The sequence below is a fragment of the Shewanella morhuae genome, from assembly GCF_900156405.1.
Lineage (GTDB): Bacteria > Pseudomonadota > Gammaproteobacteria > Enterobacterales > Shewanellaceae > Shewanella > Shewanella morhuae.
The window spans coordinates 131,343-151,360 of record NZ_FTNN01000009.1 but is presented as its reverse complement, the minus strand read 5'-3'; the positions used below and the strand labels follow the sequence as shown (position 1 = coordinate 151,360).

Annotated in this window: 15 protein-coding genes; 10 read left to right on the top strand and 5 right to left on the bottom strand. The window is 43.3% G+C overall.

Annotation, left to right across the window (positions count from 1 at the left end; translation table 11 throughout):
* Positions 1-843 precede the first annotated feature (843 nt).
* Together pflB and pflA are read left to right on the top strand one after the other, a co-directional pair.
* Positions 844-3,126 (top strand): formate C-acetyltransferase, encoded by a 2,283-nt coding sequence (gene pflB, locus BW947_RS12330; RefSeq protein WP_076499996.1) that lies wholly within the window; start codon positions 844-846, stop codon positions 3,124-3,126.
* Between the two features lie 64 nt (positions 3,127-3,190).
* On the top strand, positions 3,191-3,931 hold the full coding sequence (gene pflA, locus BW947_RS12325; protein WP_076499994.1) for a pyruvate formate lyase 1-activating protein: 741 nt from the start codon (positions 3,191-3,193) through the stop codon (positions 3,929-3,931).
* Positions 3,932-3,965: 34 nt separating this feature from the next.
* On the opposite strand, the gene yfbV is transcribed toward pflA, so the two are convergent.
* Entirely contained in the window at positions 3,966-4,409 is a 444-nt protein-coding gene (yfbV, locus tag BW947_RS12320; protein ID WP_107883200.1) for a terminus macrodomain insulation protein YfbV, read from the bottom strand.
* 154 nt (positions 4,410-4,563) lie between these two features.
* Here yfbV and ackA point away from each other — a divergent pair, with 154 nt between their 5' ends.
* The 3 genes from ackA to BW947_RS12305 all read left to right on the top strand — a co-directional run bounded on the left by ackA (position 4,564) and on the right by BW947_RS12305 (position 8,945).
* Positions 4,564-5,763, top strand: coding sequence for an acetate kinase (gene ackA, locus BW947_RS12315; protein WP_076499992.1), 1,200 nt, complete (start codon positions 4,564-4,566; stop codon positions 5,761-5,763).
* 109 nt (positions 5,764-5,872) lie between these two features.
* Positions 5,873-8,029 (top strand): phosphate acetyltransferase, encoded by a 2,157-nt coding sequence (gene pta, locus BW947_RS12310; RefSeq protein ID WP_076499990.1) that lies wholly within the window; start codon positions 5,873-5,875, stop codon positions 8,027-8,029.
* A 481-nt stretch (positions 8,030-8,510) separates the two neighbouring features.
* Positions 8,511-8,945 (top strand): nuclear transport factor 2 family protein, encoded by a 435-nt coding sequence (locus BW947_RS12305; RefSeq protein WP_076499988.1) that lies wholly within the window; start codon positions 8,511-8,513, stop codon positions 8,943-8,945.
* A gap of 667 nt (positions 8,946-9,612) precedes the next feature.
* On the opposite strand, the gene BW947_RS12300 is transcribed toward BW947_RS12305, so the two are convergent.
* Positions 9,613-10,530, bottom strand: a complete 918-nt coding sequence (locus BW947_RS12300) for a class I SAM-dependent methyltransferase (RefSeq protein ID WP_076499986.1) — start codon at positions 10,528-10,530, stop codon at positions 9,613-9,615.
* Positions 10,531-10,536: 6 nt separating this feature from the next.
* A complete protein-coding gene (locus BW947_RS12295) occupies positions 10,537-11,646 on the bottom strand; it encodes an AI-2E family transporter (RefSeq protein WP_076499985.1) in 1,110 nt (369 codons plus the stop codon).
* Positions 11,647-11,747: 101 nt separating this feature from the next.
* Between BW947_RS12295 and folX the strand changes: the two genes are divergently transcribed.
* From folX to gltS, 3 genes are all read left to right on the top strand, one after another.
* Positions 11,748-12,110 (top strand): dihydroneopterin triphosphate 2'-epimerase, encoded by a 363-nt coding sequence (folX, locus tag BW947_RS12290; protein ID WP_076499983.1) that lies wholly within the window; start codon positions 11,748-11,750, stop codon positions 12,108-12,110.
* A gap of 82 nt (positions 12,111-12,192) precedes the next feature.
* On the top strand, positions 12,193-13,083 hold the full coding sequence (locus tag BW947_RS12285) for a TIGR01777 family oxidoreductase (RefSeq protein WP_076499982.1): 891 nt from the start codon (positions 12,193-12,195) through the stop codon (positions 13,081-13,083).
* A 512-nt stretch (positions 13,084-13,595) separates the two neighbouring features.
* A complete protein-coding gene (gene gltS, locus BW947_RS12280) occupies positions 13,596-14,819 on the top strand; it encodes a sodium/glutamate symporter (protein ID WP_076499980.1) in 1,224 nt (407 codons plus the stop codon).
* A gap of 111 nt (positions 14,820-14,930) precedes the next feature.
* Here gltS and BW947_RS12275 read toward each other — a convergent pair whose 3' ends face one another.
* Complete coding sequence (locus BW947_RS12275; RefSeq protein WP_076499978.1) at positions 14,931-17,408, bottom strand: ABC transporter permease; 2,478 nt, start codon at positions 17,406-17,408, stop codon at positions 14,931-14,933.
* Positions 17,409-17,410: 2 nt separating this feature from the next.
* Complete coding sequence (locus tag BW947_RS12270; RefSeq protein WP_076499976.1) at positions 17,411-18,151, bottom strand: ABC transporter ATP-binding protein; 741 nt, start codon at positions 18,149-18,151, stop codon at positions 17,411-17,413.
* Between the two features lie 82 nt (positions 18,152-18,233).
* Here BW947_RS12270 and BW947_RS12265 point away from each other — a divergent pair, with 82 nt between their 5' ends.
* Positions 18,234-18,803, top strand: a complete 570-nt coding sequence (locus tag BW947_RS12265) for an arylesterase (protein WP_076500046.1) — start codon at positions 18,234-18,236, stop codon at positions 18,801-18,803.
* A gap of 145 nt (positions 18,804-18,948) precedes the next feature.
* Positions 18,949-20,016: a DUF3083 family protein gene (locus BW947_RS12260; protein ID WP_076499974.1), complete on the top strand. Its 1,068-nt coding sequence runs from the start codon at positions 18,949-18,951 to the stop codon at positions 20,014-20,016.
* Positions 20,017-20,018 lie beyond the last annotated feature (2 nt).

The window sequence follows — 20,018 nt, the reverse complement described above, 5'->3', positions numbered from 1 at the left end:
GCACTATTGAGTTACCCCTTACACAGGGTTATCAAACCCGCTGCGACTTAGCTAAAGTACCTTTGGGGCATAAGATGGTTTTATTAGATAATATTGGGGGTTAACCTAGGAAGGCAAACGCCAAACCATTTAACCATATAAATTTCAATGATTTTTACCTAAAGAAAGAGTAATGGCATTTCAATGTGCAGATTAACGAAGGCGTGGCTAACAACGTAACATTGCTAAATCGGCATGCTCTAATAACACGCTTAATAACCGGTTTATTTCAGACAACCAACTCAGTACATAGCCTAAAATAGGGATCACAACTGCGGTAACTGATTAACTTTATTACCCAATCAAAAATCAACCTATACGAGGATAGATTTATCCTCGATAAAAAGAGACAGTAGATCTTAACTAAGCTGTACAGATTGAATTTACACTCTGTAAAACTCTAATGTCACACTAGGTTAAAAAGCATGCTGTAATCCTTATAGTGACCAATAAATGTTACCTAGCTAACAAATTTAGGATTAACCAACCACAAACTATTCCCTTTAAGATGTGATAGTCAGTGACCTATGCTAACATGTACATGGACAATTGGTCTTACCAATTAAAGGAATCATCGGTAACCGATAATAGCAGTAGCAATTGTTGTCATCTTATCGGCTATCAATAGACAGACTTTTGGAGTGACTGCGTTAATAAAGTAACACGCACTTCAAAATCCAGTTCCCATCATAGGGCGTCATCATGAAGGGAGCTTTATTTCAGGAATTAGCTATTGGCTTATACTCAGCATCGCTTCACGCTGATCGCCAATAACCTTTATCTAAACCAGAAGGTATTAGTACGATGACCGAAAAAACTGAACTATTTGCCAACGCATGGGAAGGTTTTACCCCAGGCGATTGGAAATCTGAAGTCAATGTCCGCGACTTTATTCAACAAAACTACACACCGTTTGAAGGTAATGAGTCATTCCTTGCAGGTGCCACTGACGCAACCACAAAACTGTGGGACAAAGTCATGGATGGTATCAAACAGGAAAACCGTACCCACGCACCGGTTGATTTCGATACTAAGATGGTTTCTACCATCACCTCTCACGACGCTGGCTACATCAATAAAGAATTAGAAACTATCGTTGGCTTACAAACAGATGCGCCGCTTAAACGCGCTATGTTGCCTAACGGTGGTATTCGTATGGTGGAAAGTTCATGTGCCGCCTACAATCGCGAGTTAGATGCTGATGTTAAATACATCTATTCAGAACTGCGTAAAACCCATAACCAAGGCGTGTTCGATGTGTACACCCCAGAAATTATGGCTTGTCGTAAGTCCGGTATTTTAACCGGTTTGCCTGACGCTTATGGCCGTGGCCGCATTATTGGTGACTATCGCCGCGTGGCGCTTTACGGTATCGATTATTTAATGAAAGATAAGTTTGCCCAATTTGGTTCACTGCAAGCGCAGTTTGAAGCGGGTGAAGAATTATCGAGTGTGATTCAATTACGTGAAGAAATCGCCGAGCAACACCGTGCTCTGGGCCAAATGAAAAAAATGGCCGCAAAATATGGCTGTGACATTTCACTCCCGGCAACCACTGCACAAGAAGCAATTCAATGGACTTACTTCGGCTATTTAGCTGCAGTGAAAAGCCAAAACGGTGCAGCGATGTCATTAGGCCGTACCTCTTCATTCCTCGATATTTATATTGAACGCGATCTTAAAAAAGGCACATTAACTGAGCAACAAGCTCAGGAAATGATTGACCATTTCGTGATGAAATTACGTATGGTGCGCTTCCTACGTACCCCAGAATACGATGAACTATTCTCTGGCGACCCTATTTGGGCGACAGAATCTATCGGCGGTATGGGTATAGACGGCCGGACGTTAGTGACTAAATCAAGCTTCCGTTTCTTGAACACCCTTTACACTATGGGTCCAAGCCCAGAGCCAAACATCACCGTATTGTGGTCAAAACAACTCCCAGTGGGTTTCAAAGAGTATTGTGCCAAAGTGTCTATTGACACCAGCTCAATCCAATACGAAAACGATGATTTAATGCGTCCAGACTTCCAATCTGACGATTATGCTATCGCCTGTTGTGTAAGCCCAATGGTTGTGGGTAAACACATGCAGTTCTTCGGTGCACGCGCTAACTTAGCTAAAACCATGCTATATGCGATTAACGGCGGCGTTGACGAAAAACTGAAAATCCAAATTGCCCCTAAAGCTGCCCCTATCACCGACGCCGTATTAGACTTTGATGATGTGATGACTCGTTTAGATGGCTTAATGGATTGGTTAGCAACGCAATATGTCACAGCACTGAACTCAATCCATTACATGCACGACAAGTACTCCTACGAAGCGGCCCTAATGGCGCTACACGACAGAGACGTTCGTCGCACTATGGCTTGTGGTATTGCGGGTTTATCTATCGCAGCCGACTCACTGTCAGCCATCAAATTTGCGACCGTAAAACCAATTCGTGATGAAAATGGGATAGCAGTCGATTTCGACATCAGTGGTGACTATCCAAAATTTGGTAACAACGACCCACGTGTTGATGATATCGCCTGTGACTTAGTTGAACGTTTTATGGCGAAAATTCGTGACCGTAAAATGTACCGTAATGCTATCCCAACGCAGTCGATTCTGACGATTACCTCAAACGTAGTTTACGGTAAGAAAACCGGTAACACGCCAGACGGTCGTCGTTCAGGAGCACCGTTTGCACCGGGCGCAAACCCCATGCATGGCCGTGATGAAAAAGGCGCTATCGCCTCATTAACCTCAGTCGCTAAACTGCCGTTTGCCCACGCTCAAGATGGTATCTCTTACACCTTCTCAATCGTGCCAAACGCGCTAGGTAAAGATGAGGGTGCTCGCCGGACTAACTTATCAGCATTGATGGACGGATATTTCGACCACAATGACAAAAAAGAAGGTGGTCAGCACTTAAACGTCAACGTGATGAACCGTGAGATGCTTGAAGATGCCATCAAACATCCAGAAAAGTATCCACAACTGACCATACGAGTCTCTGGCTATGCGGTGCGCTTCAACTCACTGACACCAGAACAGCAGCAAGATGTGATCACGCGTACATTTACTAAAGGTCTATAAGCTAAATTAGGTGGGGCTATAGTAGACTAATGCTATAGCCTACTTAATTAAAACAGGAGTCACAATGGCAGTTATTGGTCGAGTCCATTCGGTGGAATCCTTTGGCACAGTAGATGGTCCAGGCATACGGTTTATCACCTTTATGCAAGGCTGTTTAATGCGCTGCCAGTATTGCCATAACCGTGACACTTGGGATCTTGATGGCGGTAAAGAAGTGCTGGTTGATGAGCTCATGAGCCAAATCACCAGCTATCGACCTTTTCTTGATGCCAGCAATGGCGGCGTGACTGCCAGTGGGGGTGAAGCCATTTTACAGGCCGAATTCGTTGCTGAATTATTCGCAGCCTGCAAAAAAGAAGGGATCCATACCTGTTTAGATACCAATGGTTTTGTGCGTAAGTACACGCCAGTGATTGATGAGTTACTCGACAACACAGACTTAGTATTACTGGACATCAAACATATGAATGATGACAAGCATATTGAGTTAACCAAAGTCAGTAACCATAGAACGCTGGAATTTGCGCAATACTTGGCAAAACGTAATCAACCCACTTGGATACGTTATGTGGTATTAGATGGCTTTACCAATGATGAAGCATCGGCATTACAACTGGCAGAGTTTATCAAACCGATGAAGAACATTGAAAAGGTAGAGTTACTGCCCTATCACGAATTAGGTAAACACAAGTGGGAAGCCATGGGCGAACACTATCAGCTTGATGGAGTATCACCTCCAAGCCGAGAAACCATGGAAAAAATCAAAGCAGTATTTGTACAGCAAGGAATTAACGCGATTTATTAATTGGCGATGGCAAAATAGCTCATATGGATAAGGCTTAAAGCTCTTCCCAATAACTGCTATCTAAACGTTCAAAGGCTATTTTTAAAATCAGTGCCATATCAAGATAACAGGCCTTAGCGCCTAAGTTTTGGCAATTGATCCCCATGGAAGACAACTTAGCACTGAGCTGATTGCTCCAGTCGAATAATGATAACGGTAGAGGATGGCGCGCACGCCAACCTAGCCATAATAAGCCCTGTAATGGCAGGCTAACAAAAAATAAACCGAGCGTTGCCGCTTGAGGCAGAAATGCCCAACCATGGATATATATCTGGCTGATGCTCACCAAAATAGCCAGTACTGGCATAACAAGTATGGCTAACTGAGTCGCTCGGACAACGCGATACTCAGGGAAATAAAAACCCAGTTGTCTAACCATCGGCCAAGTCTTCATATAACGATGACCATCGCCTAAGGTTTTAATAATTTTTATGTTCAATGTTTAATACTCAATGTTAGCCACCTACAACAATGGAATACTGCTTTACCATAGCACAATCTGGCGAATCGTCCCAAGACAGTGATGGTAAAAAAACCTGTAGTTCCTGACTTTTTGAATCGTTATTTTAAATACAATAGTAAAGGGTTTTCACATGTCTAATAAACTGGTTTTAGTTCTCAATTGCGGTAGCTCTTCTCTCAAATTTGCCATTATTGACGCACAAACAGGTGACGATAAAATATCCGGCTTAGCAGAATGCTTTGGCTTAGAAAATTCACGTATTAAATGGAAAACCGACGGCGAAAAACATGAAGCAGCCTTAGGTGCATTTACTGCCCACCGTGAAGCGGTTGAATACATCGTTAATAAAATTCTTGCTGGGCAACCAGAATTAGCCGCTGAAATTCAAGCAGTTGGCCATCGTATTGTTCACGGCGGCGAAAAGTTTACTCGCTCTATGATCATTGATGAAAGCGTGATTAAAGGTATTGAAGATTGTGCCTCATTAGCACCACTGCACAATCCAGCTCATCTCATCGGCATCCGCGCGGCAATCGCCTCTTTTCCTAAATTGCCACAAGTTGCAGTGTTTGATACTGCTTTTCACCAAAGCATGCCAGACCACGCCTATATTTACGCCCTACCCTACAAATTGTATCGCGAGCACGGTATCCGTCGTTACGGCATGCATGGCACCAGTCATTTATTTGTTAGCCGTGAAGCGGCAAAAATGCTCAACAAACCCATTGAAGAAACTAACGTTATCTGTGCGCATTTGGGTAATGGCGCATCTGTTACGGCGATTAAAGGTGGCAAAAGTGTTGACACTTCAATGGGCTTAACCCCATTAGAAGGTTTGGTGATGGGCACACGCTGTGGCGATATAGACCCTTCAATTATCTATCATTTAGTACATCAACTGGGTTACACCTTAGAAGAAGTCAACAACCTGATGAATAAGCAAAGTGGTCTACTAGGTATTTCCGAGTTGACCAACGATTGCCGCGGCATCGAAGAAGGTTACGCTGACGGCCATAAAGGTGCGACTTTAGCCTTAGAGATTTTCTGCTACCGTTTGGCTAAATACATTGCCTCTTATACTGTGCCACTTGGGCGTTTAGATGCCGTTGTGTTCACTGGCGGTATTGGTGAAAACTCAGACTTAATTCGTGAAAAAGTATTAAACATGTTGGCAATCTTTAATTTCCATGTCGATAGCGAACGCAACAAGGCGGCTCGTTTTGGTAAGCAAGGCATTATCACCCAAGATAAAGGCACAATTGCCATGGTAATCCCAACAAATGAAGAATGGGTTATCGCTGAAGATTCGATTAAACTGATCAACAAATAAAATAGAGCTAAGCCGTTTACTTTAAACGGCTTTACTATTTAACTTACCGTATTCATAAGTAAATTTGCAGAAAACATTCTGCCCAAAAACATCTAAACTAGAGGTTTTTATGTCTCGTAATATTATGTTAATCCCCATAGGTATAGGCGTTGGCCTCACCTCTTTAAGTCTTGGGATGGTTCGCGCATTAGAGCGCCACGGGGTTAAAGTACAGTTTTTCAAGCCTATTTCCCAGCTTAGACCAAATGATATCGGCCCTGAACGTTCAACCACCATTCTCAGCAAATCGCCGACGGTTAACCCGCTAGAGCCCTTCGATATGGCCCATGCAGAGGCCTTAATTCGTGCTGACCAAACCGATGTATTAATGGAGCAAATCATTGCCCGTGCGGCCGATTGTGCCAGTAATACTGAGACGTTAATTGTTGAGGGTTTAGTACCAACTCGTAATCATCCCTTTGCTGACGATGTGAACTATGCCATTGCCAAAGCTATGGATGCTGACGTCATTTTTATTGCAACTCCTGGTAGCGATAACTCAACAGAATTAATGAACCGTCTCGAAATTGCGTATAACTCTTGGGGTGGGACAAAAAATAAACGCTTAATTGGCGCAATAATCAACAAGATTGGTGCGCCAGTCGATGAGGAAGGTCGTACTCGCCCTGACTTATCAGAAGTCTTTGATAGCCAAGGTATGCAATACACTAATGCCAGCGGTATGTTTCAGCTACCAATTAAGAGTCCGCTGCGTATCTTAGGTACCGTGCCATACAATCTTGATCTAGTTGCGCCGCGCGCCTCAGATCTGGCTAAACATTTAAGTGCACGTATTCTTAATGCTGGCGAAATGCACACCCGCCGTCTACGTAAAGTGACTTTCTGTGCACGTAGTATCCCTAATATGGTCACCCATATTAAAACTGACTCATTACTTGTCACTTCAGGCGATCGCTCCGATGTCATCGTATCGGCCTGCCTTGCAGCCATGAATGGTGTCAAGATTGGTGCTCTACTACTAACAGGCAGTTATGTACCTGAGCCTGAAATTCTCAAACTGTGTGAGCAAGCCTTTGAAACGGGTTTACCAGTCTTTTTAATCGACAGTAACACTTGGCAAACATCGCTTAATATTCAGCGTTTTGATCATGAAGTGCCTGTTGATGATGCGGTACGTGTCGATCTCGTGCAGGATTATGTGGCAAGCCATATTGACCAAACATGGATTGAAAGCGTCACCAAAAACTTGCCCCGTGAGCATCGTTTATCGCCACCAGCTTTTCGCTATAAACTTACCGAACTTGCCCGTGCAGCCCACAAGACCGTGGTACTACCAGAAGGTGATGAGCCGCGTACTATTAAAGCGGCGGCAATTTGCGCCGAACGTGGTATTGCTCGCTGTGTGCTTTTAGGTAAAAAAGATGAAATCTTACGTATCGCCGCACAGCAAGATGTGGTGTTAGGTGAAGGCGTTATTATTATCGATCCAGAAGAAGTACGCGATCGTTACGTAGAACCTATGTTGGAACTACGTCGTAGCAAAGGTTTGACTGAAGTCGTTGCTAAAGAGCAATTAGAAGACAATATGGTGCTCGGCACTATGATGCTAGCCCAAGACGAAGTCGACGGTATTGTTTCTGGCGCGGTTAACACCACGGCCAATACTATTCGCCCACCGCTACAACTGATTAAAACGGCGCCGGGTTCAAGCTTAGTTTCATCCATCTTCTTTATGCTGATGCCGGACCAAGTGCTCATTTACGGTGATTGTGCGATTAACCCCGATCCCACTGCTGAACAACTTGCAGATATTGCTATCCAATCGGCGGAATCAGCCAAAGCCTTTGGTATCGAGCCAAGGGTTGCAATGATCAGCTACTCAACCGGTAACTCGGGCACAGGTTCTGATGTCGATAAAGTACGAGAAGCAACGCGTATTGCTAAAGAAAAGCGCCCAGATCTCATTATTGATGGTCCATTGCAATATGATGCGGCAGTTATGCCAAATGTTGCCCAATCTAAGGCGCCCAATAGCCCTGTTGCTGGTCAAGCCACTGTTTTCGTATTTCCAGACCTCAACACTGGTAACACAACTTATAAAGCCGTACAGCGAAGCGCTGACTTAATTAGCATTGGCCCTATGCTGCAAGGCATGCGTAAACCCGTAAACGATTTATCTCGCGGCGCGCTAGTTGATGATATTGTCTACACGATCGCCTTAACCGCGATACAAGCAGCCCAAAATGATGCCGCTAAAAGCGAATAAAATCGTTTAATATTAATAGCAAAAACTGACTAAAAGCATTGGTTAATTCCAATGCTTTTTTTATGTTTACGTTTTGTGTTAGCAACACCGCTAAACCTAGAAACGTCTTTACAGATAAAGTTAATCGGCAAATATCGGAGATAAAAATGTGACAACAACGGGAAGGTGTAGCATTAATAATGCTAAGCGAACAAATAAAAATATCCACTGATGATTGACGGTTTGTACACTAAGAGTAAATGCGTCACTTTTTAACCAGCAAATAAAGCAAGAAGATATCAGGTACTTACAAAGTATCACCGAAGTCTTCAACATAGTTTTCCACAGTTTTTGTGGATAACCTTTTTAAGCAGTGACTAACTATATGCCATAACCACAACGCTAGAGTCAACTCATTTTTACACCATAGGCAATTAGGACAACACTTGTACATTCAAGCTAAAATCGCGATACTCGATACAAATTTAAATAACTAAAACTTATGCGAACACTATTCTTTATTACTTTACTGTTTCTTTTTGGTTGTGGTGATCCTGCAGTTAAAGAGGACCATCAACTCACACCAGAAGAAGTGAGTTTAGGCTTTTTTAAAGCTGTTTATGTCGAGCGTGATATAGAGCAAGCAAAGCAATACGTTGACGATCCGATCAAACAAGTCATGACTCATTACCATATTGCTAGCGCGGTGCAGCGCAATATGCTGAGCCTATCGATGACCAATGTGGAAATGGAAGTTTCTGATATTGATATCGACTTCTTCCGCAGATTTACTCAAGACGTCATGGTAGTCGTTAAGATGAAAGGCCTTAAAGGTGGCCAACCTTGGATTGATGACAGAACCATACGCTTACACAAAATCGGCGGAAAATGGCTTATTGTCGAACTCATGCCAGAAAAACGTAAAGTCAACGGCTAAACGATTAAAAATTAAATAGTTAAAATTCATATAGTGTTCAAAGCGGTTACTCGTTCTATTTTTGGGCAAAAAAATAGCAACCTCAAGGTTGCTATTTTAATGTGCTTGTTTTGTTACTTTCGACTCATCAGTACCGTCAGTGTAATCGTAAGTTATTATGCTTTAACGACTTCTTCTTCGCTTTGTACAGGTAAAGACTCAAGTACATCGCCTTTCACTTGATAATAAGCATTTTCGTATTCATGAATTTCCATAACAACTCCAGCGTGGTTGGGTAAGGTCGCAGAGGCATGTCCTTCTGTGTCGACATTTTGCCTATGAGGAAAGAGCTATATTCCGTGCACAGGAGTATACCAAAGCACAATCAATAATTACAGAAAACTTTCAGTTTGGTTTTGTATAAAATAGGTTTTAAGTGTAATTTATCGCAAAGGTCGCCTAAAGCCGTATGCGAAAATGAAATACTTTCATCGGTTACCTACATTCAATCTTGAAAATACTCATCTTTGTATACTAAGCATGCTACCAAACGTGACTTAATGAAGGGCCGACTGATGATTATCATGACGACTTAACCTCCCCTACAACCTTGACTTAATATTCTGCTGAGTATGCTCGCCCCATAAAAAAGGCCAGTAAATACTGGCCGTTAAAGTTAAACATATTATTAAACGGCAGCAGACCTGCAATAGCGCAGTACCTTAAGTGACTTATCTTCTGACACATCCATAAACGCCGGCGGATTATCTAGTCGCGTTATGTATTCTAATGTTGGCGCCGCATCGGTGACTTGTTGGCGTAAAAAAGCAGTATCGAGTTCTGGCGCATTTAAACAGAGCAATACTTCGCCATTGTTGGCCAGTAACTCAGGTAACCGTCGAATTAAGCGGACATAATCTTTGGTCGCCACAAAGCTACCCTTCTGATTACTTGGCGGATCAGCCACTATGATGTCGTAGGGGCCAAGCTTTTTTAGTTTACCCCACGATTTAAAAATATCATGGGGTAAAAAACGTGCTCCTGCGCTAAAACCGTTTAGTAAATGATTCTGTTTCCCAATACTTAGTGCTCCTTTACTCATGTCGATATTAACCACTTCATCGGCGCCGCCTTGCAATGCCGCAACCGAGAAACCACATGTATAGGCAAACAAATTAAGTACTTTTTTATAGCGAACATTCGCTCGTATCCATTCACGGCCATTAGCCATATCGAGAAATAGACCGTGGTTTTGTCCACGCATCAGATGCACCTGAAATTGCGCTCCATTTTCACTAACAATATGCGGTTCGGGTACTTCACCCTGCAGTAACTGAGTGAACGTTTCTCCGCCGCTGCGATATTGATAGACAAGATTCAATGGGCTATTAGGGCATAAAATCTGCCACCGCAGCGCAATGGCCTGCTGGCAAGTGGCTAGGTCAACGTCTTCTAAGGGAATAAAGCTAGTCAGTAATAACACGGGCGAAAACCAATCTAAACAGAGGTGCTCACACCCCGCATAATGCCCACCGCGGCCGTGAAATAACCGCACCGCATCATCACCCAACTCAATTGTCGCTAACGCTTGTATAAAACTTTGCATTTTCTCTTACTTACTCTCAGTTGTACTGGTATCGATTTCATCGCCAGCTGAAGTCTCATTAGCCCTATTATTGACGATATAGTCATCGTCGACATCGTCCGATAATAAAATGGCTAACCAGTTACCGCTCTTACTCGATTCGAGGGCAATTTTTACCACCATTGTCAGCGGTACAGACAGCAACATACCTACAGAGCCAAGCAACCAGCCCCAAAAAATTAATGATAAAAACACCACTAAGGTCGATAAACCTAAGCCGCGGCCCATAAATTTAGGCTCAATAATATTGCCCATAATCATGTTAACACCCACATACAGCAATGTGGTCGCCCCCGCTGCCGCAGGGCCCAGCTGAATAAACGCCAACAACACCGCAGGGATAGCAGCAATGATTGAACCAATATTAGGAATGTAATTAAACAGGAAAGCGACGACCGCCCACAGCAGCGCATAATCAACGCCTATGATAGACAATCCAATCCCTACAATGATACCTGTGGCTAAACTCACTAGAGTTTTGATCACCATATATTGATTCACTGATTGTAAAAAACGCTCAATCTGTTGTAAGCGCATATCGGGATCGTCCAGCGCCAAATGTAATTTTTTAGGCAGCGATTGCGCCTCAAACAACATAAACACAATCGTTAGAATGATCAGAAATAAGTTCGCCATCACATTGCCAACACCCGACAACATATTCGTCGTCATTGATAAGGCCATGCCAGGATCAAAATAAGCTAATACTTGATCCTTAGAAATGCGGATATTGAAGTTATCTAGCTTTTGCAATATCCATTCAAACTGCTCAATTAACTGCACTCGATATTGGGGTAATTGCTTTGAAAATTCGTTAATAGAACTGCCAACAACCGAGGCTAACCATAAGCCCATTAGCACAATAAAGCCCATCAGTAGGATAACAGCCAGCCATTTAGGCAGACGAAATCGGGTCATTAAACCGATTGCAGGATTGCAGACCACAGCCAAAAAGCTTGACAGCACAAATGGTACGACAATGGGGCTCGCCGCCTTAATTCCGGCCAAAATAATCACCACAAAAGCCATAATCGCAAAGCCACGGTAAGCCGCAGAGGGCGCATTAGGTCGCGTCATGTATTAAAAATCCTTCTTGTTCTGAGATAAAATTGTTAGGCTAAACTGAGATAGCACATAACCCAGTCACTTTAGTTTACTTAAGATAGCCATTTGTCATTATGAAACCAGAAACAGCGATTATACGCATTAAAAACTTAAGACTACGTACTTTTATTGGCATTAAAGACGATGAGATCCAAAATCGCCAAGATGTGATCATTAATATCGTGATCCATTATTGTGCCGCGCAAGCCCGTAATAGTGATAACGTGGAAGATGCACTCAATTACCGCACTATTACGAAAAAAATCATCGAGCTGATTGAGAATAATCGCTTTTCATTACTGGAAAACCTTACCAGCCAAACGTTAGCTATCGCTAGCGAACATGACTGGGTTGAGTTTGCCAGTGTTGAAATAGACAAACCTCACGCCCTGCGTTTTGCCGATTCGGTTTCAATGGAATTATGTTATCAAAAATAATCGCGCAAAAAAGTCGTTTAAGTGATCGCAGCAGGCCGCTACTCGGTATATATCTTCAAAGCTGACAGATAAGAGACCTTACATGAATATACTGATCACTGGCGCAAGCGGTTTTATTGGGCGTCAACTCGTTGAACAATTGGCACCACATCATCAGCTGACATTAGTAACGCGCTCCGTAGCACAAACCCAAAAGATACTCGGCAACCAACATCATTACCTTTCAAGTCTGGATGAGCTGAGTAACTTAAATCACCTTGATGCCATAGTGAATCTCGCTGGAGAACCCATTGTGGCTAAGCGCTGGAGCAAGGCTCAAAAACAACGAATTTGCGATAGTCGTTGGGATATTACGGCAAAATTAGCGCAGCTTATAAAGCAGAGCACTAACCCTCCTAAAGTCATGGTGAGTGGTTCAGCGGTGGGTTATTACGGCAGACATGATGATCAGCCGCTCGATGAAACGAGCGCAGTCCATGCCGAGTTCAGTCATGATATCTGCCAGAAATGGGAACAAGCCGCGCAAGAAGCAAGCTCAGAACAAACTCGTGTATGTATTATCCGTATTGGGATTGTACTGGGCAAAGGCGGCGCTTTAGATAAAATGTTACCACCTTTTAAGCTTGGCCTGGGTGGCCCAATAGGCCATGGCCGCCAAGGTATGAGTTGGATCCATGTAAGTGATTTAGTCTCTCTAATACAATTTTTACTCACTCAAGAACACTGCCAAGGAGTCTTTAATGCCACAGCTCCGCACCCTGTCAGTAATGCCGTATTTGCCAAGGCATTAGGCAAAGCGTTAAACCGGCCCGCGCTCATTACAACGCCCCCTTTAGCTTTACGATTAGCGATGGGCGAAATGTCAGAGTTACTCACTGAAGGGCAGTTTGTAATACCCAAACACGCACTTGAAGTGGGTTTTAAGTTCCAATTTAATGAACTTGAGCCAGCATTAATGGATGTTGTTAGTTGATGATATTCCTGTTTTATCCTTTATGCCGTTCTTAACATAAATAGAGAATTAACAAGGCGTTATTACTATAAAAAGCGATTATAATAGAATGCTTAATAAGCACATTTTTACATAACAGTCACAAAACATTTTATCAACATCATGATTTATAAGATGATTTGGCGACAAATAAAAAAAATCCTGCTAGAATCCTCAGCGATTGTTCATAGAAATGGACACATACCACCTTTCTTTAAGCAATCATAATGACCCCCAGTAATACCGTTATTGGCCCCTAATGCCAATAACTTATCCTCAGTATCGTTCCATTAATATGACGGTATTGATCCGTAAACCCGATACGGTTTACATTCGCGCTTATTCATCCTTCTCCATCATTAGGAGATCGACAATATCTGTCTTCAAGGCCAGCGTTTAACACAAAGTATTAATAGGTACTTAATAACTAGATGGGCCAGTCTCATAGCGTTTATGCGCAGAGTCATACCCACAAAAAATTTGTAAGGAATTTTATGCACACAATTTATACGATTGGTGAATTAGAGTCGTTCTTAATTGCCATTTTTGTCCTTTTTATTGGTCACTCTATCAATCGCCATGTGCGTGTTTTTAAAAAATATAATATCCCTGAACCTATCGTTGGTGGGTTAGTTATCGCCGCCGTCATTGCCATATTGCATGTTCAAAATATAACCCTCGCCTTCTCCCTTTCAATGCAAAATACCCTAATGCTAATGTTCTTTAGCACTATCGGCCTCTCTGCAAACTACAAACTGTTACTCAGTGGTGGGAAAAAAGTCTTCATTTTTTTGGGGGTAGCGTCGGTTTATATCATTATTCAAAATGCAGTCGGTGTTAGTTTAGCCAGTCTATTAGGCCTCGAACCCATCATGGGGCTTATCGCAGGCTCTATCACACTTTCAGGTGGTCACGGTACTGGCGTGGCATGGTCACAAACATTCGCTGATAACTACGGTATCAATACCTTAGAATTTGCCATGGCAGCCGCAACCTTTGGTTTAGTCATGGGTGGGATTATTGGTGGACCTGTTGCCCAGCGATTAATCAGTAAACATAACCTTGTTTCTTCTTATGGCATTGGTCGTAAAAATCATACTGAACATCCGCATTTAGTCACTTATGATCAGCTAGAAGAAGATCATGTAACGGCAAAAACCATTCTTGAAACTTTATTTGTCCTTTTATTATGTGTTGCGGGAGCTCAATGGTTTGCCAGTTGGATTGCTCAATCTGGTGTCGCTTGGTTAAAAATGCCCGACTTCGTATATGCTCTTTTCTTCGGGGTTATCATCGCCAACATTACCGAGCTCACCCGTGGTTATAAACTTCATACTGAAAGTATTGATGTGATTGGCACGGTTTCGTTATCGCTATTTTTGTCTATGGCATTGATGAGTTTAAAATTATGGGAAATTTTTGATTTAGCCATTCCCCTGCTCATTATTCTATTAGTACAAACAGCAGTAATGGCATTGTTTGCCTATTTTGTGACATTTAAAATCATGGGCAGTAATTATGATGCAGCGGTCATCACAGGTGGGCATTGTGGCTTTGGGATAGGGGCAACACCAACAGCAGTAATGAACATGGGCGCGTTAGTATCACGTACAGGGCCGTCACCTCAAGCTTTTATGGTTGTCCCGATTGTCGGCGCCTTCTTTATTGATATCGCTAACTTAATTATATTACAGGGCTATTTAAACTTTATGATGTGATTGGTATAAATCGTAGCGCGTGAGTTTGGTTTAGCCCAATAGTAAAAAGCCCCTAAGCTATTATAGATTAGGGGCTTTCTGTTTCATTATTGTTTCACAATCCAATCACGGCTAGCTGCCTGACTTTAATAACTCCGCGCAGGATTGATTAAGTAATTGACGGCAGCGCCATATGCCCAGCAATGCGACCAGCAAAGCACCGGAAAGTGGCGCAATCGCCCACCATGGCCAGTGCATATATACATTAAGTTCAAACACTTGAGTTTTAAGTAGATACAAAGCAAATTCAGCCACAATCACCGCTAACACGCCCGCAATGCCACCTAGCAAAGCAAACTCTAAGCCAGTTGCACTGCGTAATAACCAGCCCGACGCCCCAAAGGTACGCAGCACTGCCAATTCACGCTGTCGAGTTGCCATGCCAGCCTCAGTCTGTGCAATCAATACTAAGACACTGGCCAATAGCACCAGTGCTAACACTAAGGTCAGTGATAATGACACTTGCTCAATAATCTGTCGCAACTGCGCCACCATAGCGCCGACATCGATAATAGAGATAGTCGGAAATTGCTGTATGAGCGCGAGGATCACCGCATCTTTAGACGTACCATCAACATTCATCGCTTCATTTAAATAAAAACTCGCCATTGAGGTATAAGCAAAAGGCGCAAGAGCTTCTTGGGTGAAAATCATAAAAAAGTTCGGTTGCAGTGTTTCCCAGTGCACAGCACGGATACTGGCGACCTTTACTATGAGTTCTTTATTATCAATAATATAAGTGAGGTTATCACCAATGCTAATGCCTAAACGATCCGCGACACCTGATTCTACTGATACCTCATCGGCAGCTTGATTAAAATCTCCTTCCAGCAGTTCATTATTGGCTGGCAAGCTATTACGCCATGTTAGGTTGAGCTCACGGGAAATACCAACTCTGCCTTTTTCACCCGCTTCAGACTGCTCATTCGAAATCAACGCCTCACCGTTGATTTGGGTTAAACGGCCGCGGATCACTGGGTAAATATCCGTTGCCGCTATCCCCTTAGCCGTCATGAAATCATTTAAGGGTTTGGCATCATCGGGGGCGATATTGACCAGAAAATAGTTAGGTGCGTTCTCTGGCAACTGTTTTTGCCATTCATTAAGCAAATCTTGCCTTAAGGCCAAAATCGTCAATAGCAATACTAAGGCGGCACTAAAACCGACTAATTGCAGTACGTTCTGCCGTGCACGACGCCTTAATCCCGCTAAAGCTAACTGGAGTGGATTAGTGGTTTTCATCCCAACACTATGGCCTAAGCGGATCATCACCCACCCTAGTAACCCGAGTAATACTCCAAGTAACAATGCAGCGGCGACCACAGTCAGCGTCAAGGCCCAGCTTTGCGAGTACAAATATCCTAGTAGTGCCATCGCACTTAGACTCAGCAATAAGTGTAACCACATACCGAGCTGCAAGCCTTCTAACTGACGCTGTAGTACTCGCAGTGGTGGAATGGCCAATAAACGCATCAATGGATAGGCCGAAAACATGAAGGCACTGATCAATCCAGTACCAATACCGAGCAACAAAGGCCGCGTCAGTGGCGGTGAATAAGCCGCTATTTCAGCGGGTAGTAAATGACTAATCCCCAAATCCAGCAACACACCACCGATTAAACCAAGCACAATACCCAGCAAAGTCACCAGCAATAAATGCATACCAAACAGTAAGCGAATTTGCTTTGCCGAAGCGCCAAAGGTTTTCAGCATAGCAACAACATCATAATGACGCTGACAATAGCGCTGGGCGGCAATACCTATCGCAGCGCAGGCCAGTGCAATACCCATTAAACTAGCCAGTAGTAAAAAGCGCTCTGCGCGTTTTACAGCTTCGGCAATTGGCGAGTCGCCAGATTGCACATCAACCCAACGTTGGGTGCTATTTAACAGTGGTTTAACGCTTTGTTCAAAGGCGGTAAGCGCTGCTTCATCTCCCGCAAATTGATACAAATAAGTGACGCGACTCCCCGGTTGGATCACCCCCGTTTTCGCCACATCTTCCATGCGCATTAATATTACGGGCGAAGAAGCAAAAGGATTAAAACCTGCATCAGGTAAGCGGCTAATTTCATCACTGAGCACAAACTCACTGTTACCTAACTCTATGGACTTTGGATAACCCAACAGTCCACCTAAGCGGCTCTCAAACCAGATTTCATTAGCTTGGGGTAACGCTTTAGTTTTACCGTTTATCAGTTCAATTTCGCCCTTAAGTGGATAACCCGCCTCTACAGCGCGCACTGTCACTAATTGAAACTTATCTCCCGAATAAACCATCGAATTAAACTGCATGTTAGTAACATGCTTAAGCCCAAGCTCATCCGCCTTGGCGAGAATCGCCGCGTCGATTTTAACTGGCGAATCAATAATACGGTCGGCAGCAATAAACTCTGTAGCTTGGCCCGTAATCGCCACTTGTAGGCGCTCGCTTACCCGCGCTAATCCACTTACAGACAATACCGCAAGGGTAATCGCCAGAATAATCAATAACAACTGACCTTGCTGTAACTCACGCTTAAACAGGCGCCATGCCAGACTTAACTCCATTATTAAGCCTCCTTAGTATCAGCAAGTATTGCCGCATCACGTAAAGAATTAGCGTTATCTTCTTGTAAATGACCGTTATCCATCACTAACTGCCGCTGACAGCGTTTGGCTAGCAGCAGATCATGGGTAACAAGAATCAGAGTGGTATGGCTTTCTTGATTAAGCTCAAACAACATATCAGCAATTTTATGCCCGTTTACGCTGTCTAAATTGCCTGTTGGCTCATCGGCAAACAGCACTTTAGGTTCACAAATAAAAGCACGGGCTATCGCGACTCTTTGTTGCTCCCCACCCGAAAGCTGCTTAGGTAAATGGGTCAAACGATGGGATAAGCCAACGCGCTCTAACATAGCTTGCGCTTTATCTTTAGCATTGCGAACGCCAGCAAGCTCGGCAGGTAGCATGACGTTCTCGAGTGCGTTTAAGGTATCAACCAACATAAAGGATTGAAAAATAAAGCTGACCTTTTGTTTACGTAGTGCCGCTTTTTGTTCTTCATTGAGTTTTGATAACGCCACACCATCGAGCCAGATTTCGCCAGAGGTAGGCGTATCCAGCGCCGCAAGCAGCCCTAGCAAGGTAGATTTACCCGATCCCGACGGTCCAAGAATCGCCACACTCTCACCTTGCTTGACATCTAAGTTAATGCCCTTGAGGATAGTGAGCGTCCCTTCTTGGGTAGTCACTGATTTTTCGAGGTTAACAACATTGATGGCACTGTTTTTTAAGATGACGTTAGACATAGGATCCTTTTTATATAAATCGTTCTGGTATCAAACGCTAAGATTTAAATCAGGAGCAAAAGCCCTTGGGGCATGCATGCTCATGAGTGTTTTAATCACTGCGCCAGCTCATGCAGCAAAAGTATTAATTTTTGGCGATAGCTTAGGCGCTAGCTATGGCATGGCACAACAGTTAGGCTGGGTGGCATTACTGCAAAAAAACTTACCCGAACATCAGTTTATCAATGGTTCTGTGAGCGGCGAAACCACCGCGGGTGGCCTACGCCGATTACCCGCCTTACTCGATTCGGTTACCCCAGACCTTGTGGTGGTTGAACTGGGTGGTAATGATGGTTTGCGCGGATTTCCCCCAACCCAACTTGAAAATAATCTAACCAAAATCATTACACTAGCCAAAAATAGCGGAGCAAAAGTGCTACTTACCGAGGTAATGGTACCGCCTAACTATGGCCCTCGCTACACCAAAAAGTTCACCCAAGTGTATCAAGACATATCCAAAGCACAGAATATCGTGTTAATTCCTTTCTTTATGCAAGATATAGCGCCCCATCCAGAGTTAATGCAGCGGGATGGTATTCACCCTAACGAAAAGGCCCAAGAAAAAATTGCGACTTGGATGCAACCGTGGATAGAAAGTGCGCTAATTCAATAAAATAGCGATATTTTTAAGCTAATAAACAGCTTACTTAGCTAAACTCATATTCATCTAATAAAAATGTGTTCTAACGCAAGGCTGACACTATAGATAAACAGTAAAATTCGTGTTAGCAAATGGTTAACTCAAACAAGGAGTCAATATGTCCCTTAGCCATCAGCAAAAAGTGTACCTACCCAAGGAAGCGCGTACCAAACAATTCATCACCGCCGAAATTAAGGTGACGGATGCATTACTGAGTCAATATCCCGACTATCAAACTTGTTACCAAAGTTTAAGTCGTTTGGTATTTAATTTGGCAGAACAACACGATCTACGTAATGTACACGTAATCACTAACGATAAACTGCCTGTTGTGCGCTTTCATACTGAAGCGTATTGTTTCCAAACTACTGAACAAATTCTATTTTTTTATAACCCGGCCTACCACGAAGCTCAAAACCTATTCACACAAGAAAACTACCGCGCACGTAAATTGCGTATTGTATTTCTAGCTACTGGCGAAAGTATCCGCAGTAACTCCGCTAGTTTTCACACTCGGGTACGTGAATTTCTTAATCAACTAATGCCAAAGCTGCCAATCAGCGATCTCAAAGTGAAGATCCGCGACCATCAGCACTTATCTTACGACCTTTTCGCGAAATCTAAAGGCTATAAAGAAACCTATGGTTATAAGCTGCGCGCAATTGAGCCAAGATATAAAGCAAGAAAATGCGAGTTACCCGAAAACGTCAGTTCACTGACCTATGTAACAGTCAGCTTGCCACTGAGCCGTAGATTAAAACAAGGGTTATTACCTGACTCAGCAACTGACTTTACGCCTTTATATCAACATCTTGAAGATAGTTTCCTCAAGGCCGCAGCCGGTAAGCAACTGACCCGGCTGGCAATGATTGCTAATGGCTTAACACCACTGGTACGCAACAGTAAATTTGAAAAGCTTGACAGCAAAACTGAAGTACAGATGATAGGCTTCGATCCTAATGCGCTTGAGCAACAAGTTATCTGCAATTGGGATGCTGATAACCTAGTTGAAGAGGCACACTTTATTATCGTCGCAGGTACTAAAGATACCGATGATGTTGGTTTTGGTCGCTTTATGAATAATGTAGAGGCCGCACTAAAAACCTTTGCCGCCGATATCGGTGTTGATCCTGAACGTGAAGATTTAATCATCCGTTTTCATCAACATATTAGTTATCAAATCTAAAA